Origin of the sequence: Bradyrhizobium sp. UBA2491 (genome assembly GCF_002341725.1) — a bacterium.
Taxonomy (GTDB): domain Bacteria; phylum Pseudomonadota; class Alphaproteobacteria; order Rhizobiales; family Xanthobacteraceae; genus Bradyrhizobium.
Genome location: NZ_DDOP01000068.1, coordinates 109,127 through 124,043, shown reverse-complemented (window position 1 = coordinate 124,043; position 14,917 = coordinate 109,127). Strand labels below are relative to the sequence as shown.

The window sequence follows — 14,917 nt, the reverse complement described above, 5'->3', positions numbered from 1 at the left end:
GACGTTCTTCTCGCTCAGCACGTTGAAGATGCTGTTGGAGCGCAGGATCGCCAGCACCCGCTGATGGGCGTAGATCGCAAACGGCGAGCCTTCGCGCATCGACAGCAGGCCTGCGACCGCATCGATCTCGCCATTGGTGAGGATGACGCCCGCGATCGGGCTATGGCGCAGCGCACCGGGCTTCGGATGCAGCTGCGGCGTCGCGATCAATTGCTGGCGGAGATCGGGCGAGGCGTTGACCAGGAACCAATGCGCGCCATCGCCGCTGACCGCGATCGAAGCTTGCGTGCGCTGCAATTCGGGGTGGTCGCTTCGCGCCGTCCTGCACACGGCACAGCCGCAATTCCACTGCGGAACGCCGCCACCCGCCGCGGCACCCAGGACGACGACACGCAGCATGATCCGTCCCCTGGAGACGTTGAACGCGGACACAAAACCGAGGCCCAAAACTAACGAGGCCCAGAAACGTTACGAGGTGGACTCCGGATTTGAAACACGCCCCCGTGCACGGGAGCATGTTACGCCCGGATGTCCACCTGCGCTAAAACGCTAAACGTGTATAGGGCGCTGCCGCTTACTTGCGGGTCGCGCACATATACATGTTGATTTCCATGCCGACCGACACTTCGACGATCTTCGGTGCTTTCCAGGCCATTAGGCTCTCCTTGTTGCAACCGGACGAACTTTCCGCCCTGCAAGTTAAACTACTGCGGCTGGAAAAGTTCGCCAGTTAAATTTTTTGCAAGACGCTCTGCACCGGTGCATGCTGCACTGCGGCAGGCGAACCCGGCCAAGTCACAAATTTGTGCGCGCATTTCCCGTCAAAACCCGGTGGCATCAGACCTTTTTCCTGTTGTTCGCCACACGGTGAATGGTGATGTTGGAATAACAAGCAGGGGCCAGACGGTCCTCCGAAGGTCCTGGTGACGATTCTGTGCTCTCCGCAACGGGAGCGACTAACCAAGCCGAGTTCAGCCGATGCCACGCTACTTCTTCAATACCCGTATCGGCGACGAGCTGATCTCCGATCCCGACGGCGAAATCCTGCGCGACCCGGATCGGGCCTGGGAAATGGCGCGGGCGATGATTCGCGAACTGCTCAAGACCGAGGGCGCCGATGGCGCGCTGCTCAGCGCGGTCATCGAGGTGACCGACGACGAGGGCGAGATCGTGCTGGAGTTTCCGTTCACCGAGGCGGTCCTCGATCGCCCGGACCATTCGATGACAAGGCACTGACGGACGCTAACCAAGGCCGCGGTCACAACCATGCGTTGGCCGATGGCGGGATGTTTCCGATTGCAATTGTCCGGACAAATTCGCAAGACTAGGAACGGAAAGCCTGACGGCGCCGGCCGACGTCAATGGCGCAATGAACAACGGCTTCCACCCAGGGGAGATCAATCATGAAAAAACACTCGTTCGCACCGCGCAGCCTGCTGCTCGCAGGCGCCATGCTGGGGGCGTTCACGCTCTCTGCTGCGGCGCAGCAACCGGCAGCGTCGCCCGCCGCAGGTGCCGCGCCGGCCGCCCAGCCGCTGCCGCCGGGCTCGCCCTTGATCGGGCGTCCCGACAATGAAGCCGCCGCCAAGCTTGCGCCGGTCGTGGGGCCGCCGATCCCGGCCGCGCCCGACAAGCTGCCGCTCGCCAAGCTCAAGGTCCCTGCCGGCTTCAATGTCGAGGTCTACGCTGCCGGCATGGCCAATGCGCGCTCGCTGGCGCTCGGCGACAAGGGCACCGTGTTCGTCGGCAGCCGGCTGGTCGACAAGGTCTATGCAATCGTCAACAAGGACGGCAAGCGCTCGGTCAAGGTGATCGCCTCCGGCCTCTACCGCCCGAACGGCGTTGCCTTCAAGGACGGCACGCTCTACATCGCCGAGCTCTCGAAGATCTCCAAGATCGACAAGATCGAGGACAATCTGGACAACCCGCCGAAGCCTGTCGTGATCTACGACAAGCTGCCGAAGGACGAGGCGCATGGCTGGAAGTTCATCGCCATCGGTCCCGACAACAAGCTCTATGTCCCGGTCGGCCAGCCCGGCAACAACGTGCTGCACGACGCCGACCACGGCCAGATCCGCCGCATCAATCTCGACGGCTCCGGCGCCGAGGTCTATGCGCTCGGCGTCCGCAACTCGGTCGGCTTCGACTGGAATCCCGAGACCAAGCAGATGTACTTCACCGACAACGGCCGCGACTGGCTGTCTGAGACGGTGCCGGAAGACGAGCTCAACCGCGTCACCAAGGCGGGCGAGGATTTCGGCGCGCCGTTCTGCTACCAGGGCAACATCATCGACCAGGAGCTCGGCTGGGGTAAGTCCTGCAAGGACTACACGCCGCCGGTCGGCCTGATGGGTCCGCATACCGCCTCGCTCGGCATGCGCTTCTACACTGGCAGCATGTTCCCGAAGACCTACAAGAACGCGATCTTCGTCGCGCGCCACGGCTCCTGGAACAAGTCGCAGAAGCAGGGCGGCGACGTCGTCGTGGTCAAGCTGAACAAGGACGGCACCGTGAAGTCGGTCGAGCCGTTCCTGACCGGCTTCCTCGAGGACAACAAGTATGTCGGCCGCCCGGTCGACGTGATGCTGTTGAAGGACGGCTCGCTGCTGGTCTCCGACGACTGGAACGGCGCGGTCTATCGCATCAGCTACGGCAAGCCGAAGGTCGCGAACCAGTAAGTTGAAAGTCTAGTCATCGTCATTGCGAGCCACCCGGTCGGCGCGAAGCGCCGCCGGATGACAAGCTCCGCGAAGCAATCCATTGCGCCACTTGCGGCACCATGGATTGCTTTGTCGCTTCGCTCCTCGCAATGACGGAACATGCCGGGAGCGGCCAATGCAAAGAGCAATCATCGCAGTCCTGGCACTCGCCTCCATTGCCTTCTCCGCAAACGCCGAGACCATCCAGGAGCGCAGCGTCGCGTGCTTTGCCTGTCACGGCGAGCACGGCACCTCGGAGACCGAGAACACACCTTCGCTTGGAGGCCAGCAGGCGCCCTACGCGCTGATCCAGCTGTTCATGTTTCGCGAGAAGCTCAGGGTGTTCGACCCGATGAACGAGATGGCGAAATCGATGACCGACGACGATTTGCGCAGCTTCTCGGATTTCATCGCCACGCTGCCAAAGCCTGCGCCGCCGGCCGATGCCGGCGACCCCGTGCGGATGGCGCGCGGCCAGGCGTTGGCGCAGCAGAACCGCTGCAACACCTGTCACAACACCGATTTCTCCGGCAAGGAGAACGTGCCGCGCATCGCCAACCAGCGCGAGGATTACCTCGCCAAGACGCTGGCCGAATACAAGGACAACAGCCGACACGGCTACGACGCCACCATGGCGGACGTGATGCAGACGGTCACCAAGGAGCAGATCGGCGATCTTGCCTACTACATCGCGCATGTCCGCTGATCGGTTAGGCAGCGATCCGCTGGCCTTGGCCTGCATGCGGCGCTAAAACGCCTCCGTCACACGGAGTAGCACATGCAGGATCTTTGGCGTCTGTCGGCAACCGAGCTCGCCGGCCTCATCAAATCGAAGAAGGTGTCGGCGAAGGAGGCGGCGGAGGCCGGGCTTGCCCGGCTCGATGCGGTCAACCCTGACATCAACGCGGTGGTCGATCACCGGCCGGACGACGTGCTGGCGCAGGCGGCCGCGATCGATGCGGCAATTGCGCGCGGTGAGGCGATGGGGCCGCTCGCCGGCGTGCCGGTCACGATCAAGGTCAATGTCGACCAGGAGGGCTACGCCACCACCAATGGCCTGAAGGCGCAGCGCGACCTGATCGCCAAGGTCGACAACCCGGTGGTCGCCAATCTGCGCAAGGCCGGCGCGGTGCTGCTCGGTCGCACCAATTGTCCGGCGGTGTCGTATCGCTGGTTCACCACCAACCTCATCCACGGCGACACCAAGAACCCGCGCGATCCCGGCATCACCCCGGGCGGCTCGTCGGGCGGCGCGGGCTCGGCGGTCGCGGCCGGCATCGGCCACATCGCCCACGGCACCGACATCGCCGGCTCGATCCGCTATCCGGCCTATGCCTGCGGCGTGCACGGCCTGCGGCCGAGCCTGGGCCGCATCCCGGCCTTCAACGCGGCATTGCCGGAGCGTCCGATCGGCCCGCAGATCAGCGCGGTTTCCGGCCCGCTGGCGCGCACGGTGAACGATCTGCGCATTTCGCTCGCGGCGATGTCGGCGCCGGACTATCGCGATCCCTGGTACGCGCCGGTGCCGCTCGAGGGGCCACCGCGCGAGAAGCGGGTTGCGATGTGCCTCAATCCCGATGGACTCAACCCGGCACGGGAAGTGGTCGCTGCGGTCGCCGATGCCGGCAAACGTCTGCGAGATGCCGGCTGGATCGTCGAGGAGGTCGCCGATACGCCGTCGCTGCGCGAGGCGGCCGAGATCCAGACCCGGCTCTGGCTCGGCGACGGCTACGAGGCGCAGCTTGCGTTCGCCGAGCGCGAGGGCGATCCCGGCGCGTTGGCCTGCCTGCGCGGCGTCGGCGCCAGGGTGCATCCGTTCGATCTGTCGCAGGCGCTGACCCGCCGCGCGACCTTGACCCGCGAATGGTTCGCCTTCCTCGACAAATATCCGGTGCTGCTGATGCCGGTGTCCGGTGAGTTGCCGTTCCCGGATCATCTCGACCGCAAGGACGAGGCGTCGTTCGCGCGGGTGTGGCACGCGCAGCTGCCGCAGATCGCAATCCCGTTCATGGGGCTTCCGGGGCTCGTCGTCTCCACCGGCCTCGTCGGGCGGATTCCGATCGGCGTGCAGCTTGTGGCCGCGCGTTATCGCGAGGACCTCTGTCTTGCCGCGGGCGAGGCGATCGAGGCCGGCGGGACGCCGTCGTCACCGATTGATCCGGTGACCTAGTGGGTAACGGTTTTCCCTCGCGACAAACGCGGCACGCGTTTGCGCGGAGATTGTGCGCGGATAGGAGGGGATGATGGCAACGGTCTACGACTTCACCGCCAAGTCGCTCGCCGGCGAGGACATGCCGTTGCGGCAGTTCGAGGGGCAGGTGCTGCTGATCGTCAACACGGCGAGCGCCTGCGGGTTCACGCCGCAATACAAGGGCCTCCAGGAGCTGCACGCCGGATTGTCGTCGCGCGGCTTTGCCGTGCTCGGCTTCCCCTGCAACCAGTTCGGCGCGCAGGAGCCCGGCGATGCCAGGCAGATCGCCACATTCTGCGAAACCAACTACGCCGTGACGTTCCCGATGTTCGCCAAGATCGACGTCAATGGCAGCGGCGCGCATCCATTGTACGAACACCTGAAACGTGAGAAGTCGGGCCTGCTCGGGCCCGCGATCAAATGGAACTTCACCAAGTTCCTGGTCGATCGCGCCGGCAAGGTCGTGGCGCGGCATGCGCCGACCGCCCGGCCCGAAGGATTGAAGAAGGATATCGAGGCGTTGCTATGAGCGAGACCAACGACACCAACGACCAATTCCCCGACCGCCTCTCGGTCGATCCGAACAGCCCGTACTACAACGCGGAGATCCTGGCGCGCGACGTCGGCATCCGCTTCAAGGGCGCCGAGAAGACCAATGTCGAGGAGTACTGCATCAGCGAGGGCTGGGTGCGGGTCACCGCCGGCAACGCCAAGGACCGCTACGGCAATCCGCTGACCATCAAGGTGCACGGGCCGGTCGAGCCGTATTTTCGGGATAAGGCGAAGTCCTGATCACGTGCGACGCGCGAACTGCGTCATGGAGGCCGTCATGGCCGGGCTTGTCCCGGCCATCCACGTCTTGGGGCGCCACGAAACAAAGACGTGGATGCCCGGGACAAGCCCGGGCATGACGGGAAGTTGAGCACTCACGCGTCAAAGGATCGAACATCATGTCCGTCCGTATCGTCGACGTCCGCGAAGTCACAAAACCGATCTCCTCGCCGATCCGCAACGCCTATATCGACTTCACCAAGATGACCTCGAGCCTGGTCGCGGTGGTCACCGATGCGGTGCGCGACGGCAAGCGGGTGGTCGGCTATGGCTTCAATTCCAACGGCCGCTACGGGCAGGGCGGGCTGATCCGCGAGCGCTTCGCGCCGCGCCTCAAGGAAGCCGATCCGAAATCGCTGCTCGATGCCACCGGCGACAATCTCGATCCGGACAAGGTGTGGTCGACGCTGATGTCGAACGAGAAGCCGGGCGGTCATGGCGAGCGCTCGGTCGCGGTCGGCACCATCGACATGGCGGTGTGGGACGCGGTGGCCAAGATCGCCGGCAAGCCGCTGTTCCGGCTGCTCGCCGAGCGCCACGGCTTGAGCGCCAATCCGCGGGTCTTCGTCTACGCCGCCGGCGGCTACTACTATCCGGGCAAGGACCTCGGTGCGCTGCGCAAGGAGATGCGCGGCTATCTCGATCGCGGCTACAACGTCGTGAAGATGAAGATCGGCGGCGCTGATCTCGCCGAGGATCGCGAGCGCATCGAGGCGGTGCTCAAGGAGATCGGCCGCGACGCGCAGCTCGCGGTCGACGCCAATGGCCGCTTCGATCTGGAGACCGCGATCGCCTACGCCAAGATGCTGCGGGAGTATCCGCTGTTCTGGTACGAGGAGGCCGGCGATCCGCTCGACTATGCGTTGCAGGCCGCGCTGGCCGAGTTCTATCCGGGCCCGATGGCGACCGGCGAGAACCTGTTCAGCCACCAGGATGCGCGCAACCTGATCCGCTACGGCGGCATGCGACCGGACCGCGACTGGCTGCAATTCGACTGCGCGCTGTCCTACGGGCTGTGCGAATATCAGCGCACGCTCGCGGTGCTGAAGACCCATGGCTGGTCGCCGAGCCGCTGCATCCCGCATGGCGGCCACCAGATGTCGCTCAACATCGCAGCCGGGCTCGGGCTCGGCGGCAATGAGAGCTATCCGGATCTATTCCAGCCCTATGGTGGCTTCCCCGACGGCGTGCGTGTCGAGAACGGCCACATCGTGATGCCCGATCTTCCCGGCATCGGCTTCGAGGGCAAGTCGGACCTCTACGCAGAGATGAAGGCGCTCGCGGAGTAGGGCACGCGCCCGTCGTCGCTGCACTCCCGGCCATGCCGGGGAAAGATCCTGCGACCTTTCCCCGTGACCTCTCGATCAGTCGCAAATCCGCACGGTGCGGATACGCCAGCCGCGCGAGGTGTGGACGCGCCGTCGAACCAGATAGCAGCCGCCCTCGTAGGGATATCCGTAGTAAGGGTAGCCGTAGTAGTAGCCCGGCCCGTAGTAGAAGCCCGGTCCGAAACCCCAGCCATATCCGCGATAAAACCCACCGCGGCCGAAGCCGCCATGGAAGCCGCCGCCGCCGTGGAATCCGCCACCGCCGTGACCGCCACCACGCGCCCAGACGGCGTCCGGCGCAAGGATCCCGATCGAGATCGCAGCGGACAGGATGATGATCGCCTGGCGCACCATTGTCACATTCAATCTCCCTCAGTACCGGCTGGCGGCATAGCCGAAGCGGTAGTTGATGCGCGCAGTGACGAGATCGACGTCCTGGCTGATGTCTTCGTTGCGCGTGTTGACGCCGAGATTGGCCGGCGCGATGCCGGTGAAGGCGACGTTGTTGGTCCCCATGAACAGATGGTCGTATTCGACCGCCAGCGACCAGTTCGGTGCGAAGCCATATTCGAGGCCGACGCCGACGGTGCCGCCCCAACGCGTGTCGTTGGCCGAGCTCAGCTGGATGCCCGTCGCGTTCGACCAGCCGGAATATTGATTGTCGGTGACGGCAGCGCCGCCTTTCACGTAGAGCAGGACGTTGTTCCAGGCGTAGCCGATCTGGCCGGTGAACAGTCCGAACGCGTCCATCTTGCTCTGGTTCGTGATGTTGGGAAGAACCAGGCTCTGGCTGGATCCGGAGATGTCGGCCCAGTTGCCTTGCGCTTCGACGCCGAACACCCACGATGCGGACTGCCAGCGATAGCCGATCTGACCGCCGACCGTGCCGCCTGAATTGCTGGCACACCCCTCGCCGGCGCTTGGGCTCACGGGCACGCCAAACAGCGCGGTGTTATTCCAGCAGTCCCTGTCCCATCCGCCGCCGCCGTTGATGCCGACATAGAAGCCGCTCCAATCGTATGCGGGCGAGACCAGCGGCGGTGCCTTGGTCGGCATGTAGCTGCGTGGCGCGAGATCGGCGGCGAAAGCCGGCGTACCGATTGCAGCGAGGCTGGCAACGCTGAGCAGAATTCGTTTCATGATGAGTCCCCATGCGGTTTCATGACCAACCCCGCCAGCGAGCATAGGGAAAACGCTGCCGATGTATCGTGAAATTGTCGCAAGCTCGATGAATGTCGGATTGTAAAACTGTGTCGCGACGCGCGTGTTCCTGTCGTCAGGACGGTGTCAGGATTCGACGGCGACGCCGGCAATTCCCGTGGTGAACTCTGTCGACATTGTCTGCCGCGTCGAGCTCAATTCATCGGATCGCTGTCGTCAGCAGCAAAGCGCAATGTTCGAGACAAGCTTCGGACATGCGAGACGACGGAGGCGCGCGTTCGGATTTGCCCTGGTGGCCTGCCGAACGATCGTCCGCCATCGCTCTCGAGCTACTCGTTCACTGTCTGCGCGACGATCATGTCGCCGCCTTTTGGCGCGATCGTCTTGTGTCTCTCGCAATATCGTCACGCGATAGAGGCGTCGTATCGGGCAGCGGCGCCACCCGATACGACGGTTGGCCGGGGCGTCGGTCTCCGCAGATCCCATGCCCAAACGGCCGGTTCGAGGTAAATTGGCCGATCCGGGACCATGATTATTGAGCGACGCTCAAATGATTATTGAACGTTGCTCATGTCTGAGTATACTGATGTGGAGAAGCACGCCTTCGGTTTGTCGCGAAGGCGCGGGAACCGGCCGTAAGGGATAGCCCCATGTCGTATTCAGCGAAGGATCTCCGCCAAGCCGCCGAGGCTGGGGTGATCAGCCCTGCCGACCTGGAACGTTTGCTGGCCTTCCTGGCAAATGGTGGTGCCGTCGGTGATGCAAGCGCGCCGGCCAAATTCGATGCCGCGCACGTGCTCTGGTACGCCGGTGCGCTGATCGTGATCGGCGCCATGGGTCTGTTTTCGACCCTGGCCTTCACCCAGATGGGCGGCCGGGCGCTCACGGCCTGTGCGATTGCCTACGCGGTCGGTTTTACCGTGGCCGGGCATTATCTCTGGCACGACAAGAATCTACGGGTTCCCGGCGGCCTGCTGATCGCGATCGCGGTCTCGATGGCGCCGCTCGCGGTTTACGGCATCCAGGACGAGCTGGGCTGGTGGGGCAAATTCGGCAAGCCGGGCACCGTGCAGGACTTCTACGTCTGGGTGAAGGGCAGCTGGATCTTCATGGAGGTCGCGACGGTCGTCGCCGGCGTCGTCGCGCTGCGCTACTTCCGCTTCGCCTTCATCGTCGCGATCATCGCGGTCGCGTTGTGGTTCATGTCGATGGACCTGGCGCCGTGGTTCAGCGGCACTGCGTATGCCGATTTCGAGACCCGGCGCCGGGTGTCGGTCTGGTTCGGATTGGCGGTGCTCGCGGTGGCCTGGATCGTCGACTATCGCAGCCGCAGCGGTGACTTTGCGTTCTGGCTGCATCTGTTCGGCCTGATGGCGTTCTGGGGCGGGATTACCGCGTCGAGCAGCGCGACCGAACTCGGCAGGGCGCTGTACTGCCTGTTCAATGTCGGCCTTGTCGCGCTCGCCGTGATCCTGATGCGGCGCGCCTATGCGGTGTTCGGCGCGTTCGGCATCTGCCTCTATCTCGGGCATCTCGCCGACGTCGTGTTCAAGGATTCGTTATGGTTTCCGTTCTCGCTGTCGCTGATCGGCATTGCCGTGATCGCCGCCGGACTGCTCTACCATCGCAACCAGCGTGCGATCTCAGCCTGGATCGACACACATGTGCCGGCGACGCTGCGGCCGCGGTCCGCAGTGGCGTGACGGAAGTGCTGGCTCGAGAAGCTATATCGTCATTGCGAGGAGCAAAGCGACGAAGCAATCCATGCTGCCGGTGCGGAACTATGGATTGCTTCGCGGAGCCTGTGATCGGGCGCGCGTGCGCGCGACCCGTTGGCACGCAATGACGTGGAAAGTGCGGCTGCTGCTTACGACAACCTCATATCCAGCAGCCGCCGGCCTTCGCCCTTCAGCAGCTTCTTCACCGCGCTCGAGGCGATCACATCGCCATTGTTGGCGTAGGCCTCGTGGTTCTTCTCGATGTCGTCGAGGCGATAGAGATAGTTGACCATGACGCCGGCGGATTCGCGCAGCCCCTTGGGCGAGAGGTCGCCGAGCCAGTTGATCCGCTCCAGGCGCGCGCCATTGCCGAGATGGAACCGCGCCACCGAATCGATCAGCCGTCCCTTCGGCGTGCGCGCCTTCAGGAAGTAGTAGGCGGCGAGCGGCTCCAGTACGGCGCGCAGCTGCGTCGCGAGTTCGGCGTTCTCGGACCAGTCGGGCTTGCCGAGGCTTTCCAGCAGTTGCCGGTCTTCATCTGACAGCGGCACGTCGTCGGCCTGCTTGACCCATTGCATGAAGCCCGGCACCGGCGACAGCGTCACGAAAGTGTCGAGCTTGGGCAATTCGCGGCGCAGTTCCTCGACCACCTGCTTGATCAGGAAGCTGCCAAAGGAGATGCCGCCAAGGCCGCGCTGGGTGTTGGAGATCGAATAGAACACCGCGGTGCGCGCCTTCTCGACCGGCACCGGCTCGCGCTCTTCGGCAAGCAGCGGCGCGATCGCGCCCGGAATGGCTTCGGTCAGTGCGACCTCGACGAAGATCAAGGGCTCGTCGGCCAGCGCCGGGTGGAAGAAGGCGTAGCAGCGCCGATCCACCGGATCGATGCGGCGGCGCAGATCGTCCCAGTCGCGGATCTCGTGCACGGCCTCGTAGCGGATGATCTTCTCCAGAATATTGGCCGGCGACGACCAGTCTATCCTGCGCAGCACGAGGAATCCCCTGTTGAACCAGGATGAGAGCAGATGCACCACGTCGCGATCGAACGCGGCGAGGTCCTTGTTGCCCTTCATCAATGAAAGCAGATCCGACCGCATCGACACCAGCTCGCCGGTGCCGCCCGGCGCCCGATTGAGCCGGCGGATCAATTCCTGGCGGCGCGGCTCGGAGGCGAAATGCAGGTCGCTGGCGTCCTTGCCATTGGCGCGCCAGCTTTCGATCGCCTGCGCCAGCCTGGTGTGATCGGGGCCGAAATCGCGCGCCAGCGTCTGGAAGAACGACAGCCGGCCGGCGGCGTCGAGGTGGTGGTAGCGATCGAGCACCTCGCGCGCCATCGCCGTCCCGGAGGCCTCGCCGCGTCCGGACAGCAGCGCCTCGCACAATTCCAGCAGTTCGGAAGCATCCTGCTTGTCGTCGGCGGGACTGGCGCGGCCGAGCAGGACGCGGCCGCGTTCGGAAATCGTCGAGAGCAGATCGGAGAAGAAGGCGTTGGCCATGAGCAGGTCGTATCCAGCGGGTCGCATTCAGTGAAGCCGGACCTTACACGGGATTTAAGGTCGGGAGGACTGCAATCAAGCGCATGGATCGTACGGAAATATGTCGCAGCGCGACAACGGTATAATTCGCCTTATCATTCGTCTTGGCTGCGCCCGGTGACAAACCGCGTTCACGTTTTCTCCGCGAACGCGGTCGGTGTCTTGCCTGTCACCTGGCGGAACGCATGGGAAAATGCCGGTACGCTGGCATAACCGAGGTCGGAGGCGACCTGCTTGATCGACGCGTTCGCGTTGGTCGACAGCCGCTCGATCGCAGCCGCGATGCGGGCGCGCTGGCACCAGCTCTTGAACGAGAGTTGCGTCTCCGCCGTGAACAGCCGCGACAGCGTCCGCGCCGAAGTGCCGACCGTGCGCGCCAGCGCATCGATCTCATGGTCCTTGGTCGGGTCGGCCAGCACGATGTCGGCGGCGCGGCGGCAGCGCGGCTCCTGCGGCAGCGGGATGAAGGTCGCGGAATCCTCGGCCTGGTGCAGTTCCAGCATCACCAGCCTGATCAGCAGATCGGTGCGCTCGCGCCCGCATGGGGTGTCGAACAGCGCAAGGATCGCCTGATGCACCAGCGGCGAGACCCGCACCACGAACTCGTGGTCGAGGCTTGTGCTGCGCGTCTCGCGCGCGAGCCAGGTCTGGTCGAAGTAGAGCGTGCGCATCTCGATGTCGGCGAGCACGTCGATCGCGTGCGCGAGCAGGGCGGGGACCCAGACCGCGCGGTCCGGCGGCACCAGCCAGCGCCCCTTCGGCGTGGTCACCTGCATGGTGCCGCTGACGGCATAGACCAGCTGGGCCTCGCGGTGCATGTGTGCCTCGAGACGGATGCCCTTCTGGTAACTGCGCGCGACCATGTGCACGCCATCGCCGGTGACGCGCCGGTCCTGGTGGAGGGCTCTGATTGGCGGTTTAGCGATATTCATTGGCGACATCCCGTCAGGACAAGCACCTATAACCTATTTCCAAGCAATTGAAGAATCGCGTGAGAGACCAGTGAAAGATCTGCCCATGAACAGTCCAGCGAATAGCCAGACCAACAGTCCCAGCCGGGTGATCTGCTTCGTCAACGCCGCCCATTTCATCGATCACTATTCGATGCTGATCTTCGCCGCCGCCGTCATCATCATGGGCCCGGCGCTCGGCATGGCCTATTCGGAGCTGTTGCCCTACGCGACGCCGGGCTTCATCGCCTTCGGCGCCGGCTCGCTGATCACCGGCTGGCTCGGCGACCGCTGGAGCCGCCGCCACATGATGGTGATCTTCTTCGTCGGCATCGGCCTGTCGATGATCTCGGTCGGCTTCGTGCAGACGCCGCTGCAACTCGGCGCTGCGTTGCTTGCGATCGGCATCTTTGCCTCGATCTACCATCCGGTCGGCACCGCGATGATCGTGTCCTATGCCGAGAAGCTCGGCGCGCAGATGGGGATCAACGGCGTCTGGGGCAATCTCGGCGTCGCCTCGTCGGCGCTGGTCACCGGCATCGTTGGCCAGTATCTCGGCTGGCGCTGGGCCTTCTTCATCCCCGGAATCGTCACCGTGCTGATCGGCATCGCGTTCGCGATGACGGTGGTGCATGAGGACCGCAAGGGCTCGAAACAGGCCGCCGCCCAGGTGCGCGTCGCCAAGGAAGACATGTGGCGGGTGGTGCTGTCGCTGCTGATCGTGGTGATCGCGATCTCGACCACGTTCAACGCGGTGACGGTGGCGCTGCCAAAACTGTTTGCTGAACGGCTCGCCGACCTGACCAAGAGTCCGGCGCTGCTCGGCGTGATCGCGGCCGGGGTCTATGTATTCGGCGCGATGACGCAGTACACGATCGGCAAGCTGCTCGATAAGCATTCGCTGAAGACGGTGGCGCTGCCGCTGTCGTTCCTGCTGGCGCCGTTCCTCTATCTGGCGGCGAGCCTGTCCAATCTGCCGCTGATCCTGGTCTCGATCGGCATCGTGATGGGTGCGTTCGGCCAGGTGACGGTGAATGACGCGATGGTCGGCAAGTACACCACGGAGGAATGGCGCTCGCGGGCCTATGCGGTGCGCTATTTCGTCGGCTTCACCGCGGCCGGCGCCTCGGTCGGCCTGGTGGCCTGGCTGTACGACCAGGGCGGCTTCGCGATGATGTTGCGTGCGTTCGCAGCGCTTTGCCTGCTGGCGATCGCCGCCGCGATCATCCTGCCGCGCGAGATCCGCACCCCGGCCTCGCAGGCCGGCTGACGAGCTATTCGTCGCTCCACTGAGCGGCCCTCCGCCAGCGCGGGGCTGGCGGCTGGCCGCTGTCGCAGGGCTGGGCTACAAGTCGCCGGACCAACAACCGGCCGGGCGCGCGACCCGGCGTGGAGGACGTCCGATGTCGTTTCGCACGCTGCGTCTGGCTGGCCTCGTTCTGGGAGTGACTATGATGGCCACAGCAGCCAATGCCGACGCCTTGACCGATCAGATCGCGCCGACCGGCAAGCTCCGGGTCGCGATCGCGATCAGTCCGGCCGGTGGCGCGTTCTGGTCGACCAGGACCGCGAGCGGCTATGCCGGCGTTCCCGTCGATCTCGGCAGGGAGATGGCGGCGCAACTCGGCGTCCCCGTCGAATATGTCGTGCACCAGAACTCCGGCCAGATCACCGACACGGCGGCGAAGCAGACCTGGGACGTCACCTTCCTGCCCAAGGATGCCGAGCGCGAGACCAAGATGAGCTTCGGTCCGATTTACGAGGTCGCCGACGCCACCTATATCGTCAAGCCGGGCTCCGCGATCACGAACTTCGCCGCGCTCGACCAGGACGGCGTCAAGGTCGCGGCCGTCAATGCCACAACGACGATGCGCGGTGCGATCGCGCATCTCAAGCACGCCAAGGTCACCGGCTATCAGACCTATGACGAGATCTTCAATCTCCTGAACAGCGGCGAGATCGACGCGTTCGCGCTGTCGCGCGATCAGCTCAACGCGATGGCCAGGAAGATTCCGGGCACGCGGGTGCTGGACGAGACCTTCAAGCAGACCGTCACTGCGGTCGCGGTGCCGCTTGACCATCCGCTGGCTGCCGCCTTCGTCACCAAGTTCATGACGCAAGCGATTGCCAACGGCACGTTACGCAAGGCCTATGACAACAATGGGCTGAAGGACACGCCGGTTCGCACCGAGGTGAAGTAGCGCGCATCGACCTTTCCCCGTCATCCTGGGGTGCGAGCCTTGCGGCGCAATTGCGCCGCTGGCCGAGCCTCGACGGATGAATCGGCCACCGGCGGGCCGTCGATCCTTCGAGACGCGCTGCGCGCTCCTCAGGATGACGGAGATGGATAGGCGCAGATCTCTTGGGCGACATCTGTGCAAGCTGCATAAATCGACGCCATTGCGCCGGCCGGCTTCCGTGCCGACTGGATAAGCTATTGTGCAGAAACGATTTTTGGTCCTGGCGGCCAGCGTCTTCGGTTGGCACATCCATTGCTTTTGACT

At 64.3% G+C, this 14,917-nt stretch carries 16 protein-coding genes; 10 read left to right on the top strand and 6 right to left on the bottom strand.

The features are described from left to right. A partial coding sequence (locus tag B2W55_RS23840; protein ID WP_291532288.1) for an MBL fold metallo-hydrolase occupies positions 1-399 on the bottom strand: 399 nt, incomplete at its 3' end. Positions 400-574: 175 nt separating this feature from the next. After that, positions 575-655 carry a pyrroloquinoline quinone precursor peptide PqqA gene (gene pqqA / locus B2W55_RS23835; RefSeq protein WP_035635412.1) on the bottom strand — a complete coding sequence of 27 codons (81 nt, stop codon included), beginning with the start codon at positions 653-655 and terminating at the stop codon, positions 575-577. 323 nt (positions 656-978) lie between these two features. Here pqqA and B2W55_RS23830 point away from each other — a divergent pair, with 323 nt between their 5' ends. From B2W55_RS23830 to B2W55_RS23800, 7 genes are all read left to right on the top strand, one after another. After that, positions 979-1,236 (top strand): DUF6894 family protein, encoded by a 258-nt coding sequence (locus B2W55_RS23830; RefSeq protein WP_024579918.1) that lies wholly within the window; start codon positions 979-981, stop codon positions 1,234-1,236. 167 nt (positions 1,237-1,403) lie between these two features. Continuing rightward, positions 1,404-2,678: a PQQ-dependent sugar dehydrogenase gene (locus tag B2W55_RS23825; RefSeq protein ID WP_024579919.1), complete on the top strand. Its 1,275-nt coding sequence runs from the start codon at positions 1,404-1,406 to the stop codon at positions 2,676-2,678. Positions 2,679-2,835: 157 nt separating this feature from the next. Continuing rightward, the gene (locus B2W55_RS23820; protein ID WP_024579920.1) at positions 2,836-3,405 is read left to right on the top strand and encodes a c-type cytochrome; all 570 of its coding nucleotides are present in this window, start codon (positions 2,836-2,838) and stop codon (positions 3,403-3,405) included. A gap of 72 nt (positions 3,406-3,477) precedes the next feature. Next, positions 3,478-4,869: an amidase family protein gene (locus B2W55_RS23815; protein WP_024579921.1), complete on the top strand. Its 1,392-nt coding sequence runs from the start codon at positions 3,478-3,480 to the stop codon at positions 4,867-4,869. A gap of 73 nt (positions 4,870-4,942) precedes the next feature. Next, positions 4,943-5,419, top strand: coding sequence for a glutathione peroxidase (locus B2W55_RS23810; RefSeq protein WP_024579922.1), 477 nt, complete (start codon positions 4,943-4,945; stop codon positions 5,417-5,419). After that, entirely contained in the window at positions 5,416-5,682 is a 267-nt protein-coding gene (locus B2W55_RS23805; protein ID WP_024579923.1) for a DUF3297 family protein, read from the top strand. The genes B2W55_RS23810 and B2W55_RS23805 overlap by 4 nt, the downstream gene beginning before the upstream one ends. A 158-nt stretch (positions 5,683-5,840) precedes the next feature. After that, positions 5,841-7,010 carry a mandelate racemase/muconate lactonizing enzyme family protein gene (locus tag B2W55_RS23800; protein WP_024579924.1) on the top strand — a complete coding sequence of 390 codons (1,170 nt, stop codon included), beginning with the start codon at positions 5,841-5,843 and terminating at the stop codon, positions 7,008-7,010. 75 nt (positions 7,011-7,085) lie between these two features. Here the strand turns inward: B2W55_RS23800 and B2W55_RS23795 are convergent, their stop codons facing one another. Both B2W55_RS23795 and B2W55_RS23790 read right to left on the bottom strand, forming a co-directional pair. Next, positions 7,086-7,403, bottom strand: a complete 318-nt coding sequence (locus B2W55_RS23795) for a hypothetical protein (protein ID WP_024579925.1) — start codon at positions 7,401-7,403, stop codon at positions 7,086-7,088. Between the two features lie 18 nt (positions 7,404-7,421). Continuing rightward, a complete protein-coding gene (locus B2W55_RS23790) occupies positions 7,422-8,189 on the bottom strand; it encodes an outer membrane protein (protein WP_024579926.1) in 768 nt (255 codons plus the stop codon). A gap of 671 nt (positions 8,190-8,860) precedes the next feature. On the opposite strand from B2W55_RS23790, the gene B2W55_RS23785 reads away from it, so the two are divergent. Next, on the top strand, positions 8,861-9,913 hold the full coding sequence (locus B2W55_RS23785) for a hypothetical protein (RefSeq protein ID WP_024579927.1): 1,053 nt from the start codon (positions 8,861-8,863) through the stop codon (positions 9,911-9,913). Between the two features lie 164 nt (positions 9,914-10,077). On the opposite strand, the gene B2W55_RS23780 is transcribed toward B2W55_RS23785, so the two are convergent. Both B2W55_RS23780 and B2W55_RS23775 read right to left on the bottom strand, forming a co-directional pair. Next, positions 10,078-11,424: a malonyl-CoA decarboxylase gene (locus tag B2W55_RS23780; protein ID WP_024579928.1), complete on the bottom strand. Its 1,347-nt coding sequence runs from the start codon at positions 11,422-11,424 to the stop codon at positions 10,078-10,080. Between the two features lie 170 nt (positions 11,425-11,594). Continuing rightward, positions 11,595-12,395 carry an AraC family transcriptional regulator gene (locus tag B2W55_RS23775; RefSeq protein WP_024579929.1) on the bottom strand — a complete coding sequence of 267 codons (801 nt, stop codon included), beginning with the start codon at positions 12,393-12,395 and terminating at the stop codon, positions 11,595-11,597. A gap of 85 nt (positions 12,396-12,480) precedes the next feature. Between B2W55_RS23775 and B2W55_RS23770 the strand changes: the two genes are divergently transcribed. Together B2W55_RS23770 and B2W55_RS23765 are read left to right on the top strand one after the other, a co-directional pair. After that, positions 12,481-13,683, top strand: a complete 1,203-nt coding sequence (locus B2W55_RS23770) for an MFS transporter (RefSeq protein WP_024579930.1) — start codon at positions 12,481-12,483, stop codon at positions 13,681-13,683. Between the two features lie 184 nt (positions 13,684-13,867). Further along, a complete protein-coding gene (locus B2W55_RS23765) occupies positions 13,868-14,614 on the top strand; it encodes a transporter substrate-binding domain-containing protein (protein WP_035635461.1) in 747 nt (248 codons plus the stop codon). The last annotated feature ends 303 nt before the right edge of the window (positions 14,615-14,917 follow it).

Bases quoted from the DNA above. Each gene is read 5' to 3' on its own strand.
- pqqA (WP_035635412.1), bottom strand. From the start codon at position 655: ATGGCCTGGAAAGCACCGAAGATCGTCGAAGTGTCGGTCGGCATGGAA.
- B2W55_RS23830 (WP_024579918.1), top strand. From the start codon at position 979: ATGCCACGCTACTTCTTCAATACCCGTATCGGCGACGAGCTGATCTCC.
- B2W55_RS23825 (WP_024579919.1), top strand. From the start codon at position 1,404: ATGAAAAAACACTCGTTCGCACCGCGCAGCCTGCTGCTCGCAGGCGCC.
- B2W55_RS23820 (WP_024579920.1), top strand. From the start codon at position 2,836: ATGCAAAGAGCAATCATCGCAGTCCTGGCACTCGCCTCCATTGCCTTC.
- B2W55_RS23815 (WP_024579921.1), top strand. From the start codon at position 3,478: ATGCAGGATCTTTGGCGTCTGTCGGCAACCGAGCTCGCCGGCCTCATC.
- B2W55_RS23810 (WP_024579922.1), top strand. From the start codon at position 4,943: ATGGCAACGGTCTACGACTTCACCGCCAAGTCGCTCGCCGGCGAGGAC.
- B2W55_RS23805 (WP_024579923.1), top strand. From the start codon at position 5,416: ATGAGCGAGACCAACGACACCAACGACCAATTCCCCGACCGCCTCTCG.
- B2W55_RS23800 (WP_024579924.1), top strand. From the start codon at position 5,841: ATGTCCGTCCGTATCGTCGACGTCCGCGAAGTCACAAAACCGATCTCC.
- B2W55_RS23795 (WP_024579925.1), bottom strand. From the start codon at position 7,403: ATGGTGCGCCAGGCGATCATCATCCTGTCCGCTGCGATCTCGATCGGG.
- B2W55_RS23790 (WP_024579926.1), bottom strand. From the start codon at position 8,189: ATGAAACGAATTCTGCTCAGCGTTGCCAGCCTCGCTGCAATCGGTACG.
- B2W55_RS23785 (WP_024579927.1), top strand. From the start codon at position 8,861: ATGTCGTATTCAGCGAAGGATCTCCGCCAAGCCGCCGAGGCTGGGGTG.
- B2W55_RS23780 (WP_024579928.1), bottom strand. From the start codon at position 11,424: ATGGCCAACGCCTTCTTCTCCGATCTGCTCTCGACGATTTCCGAACGC.
- B2W55_RS23775 (WP_024579929.1), bottom strand. From the start codon at position 12,395: ATGAATATCGCTAAACCGCCAATCAGAGCCCTCCACCAGGACCGGCGC.
- B2W55_RS23770 (WP_024579930.1), top strand. From the start codon at position 12,481: ATGAACAGTCCAGCGAATAGCCAGACCAACAGTCCCAGCCGGGTGATC.
- B2W55_RS23765 (WP_035635461.1), top strand. From the start codon at position 13,868: ATGGCCACAGCAGCCAATGCCGACGCCTTGACCGATCAGATCGCGCCG.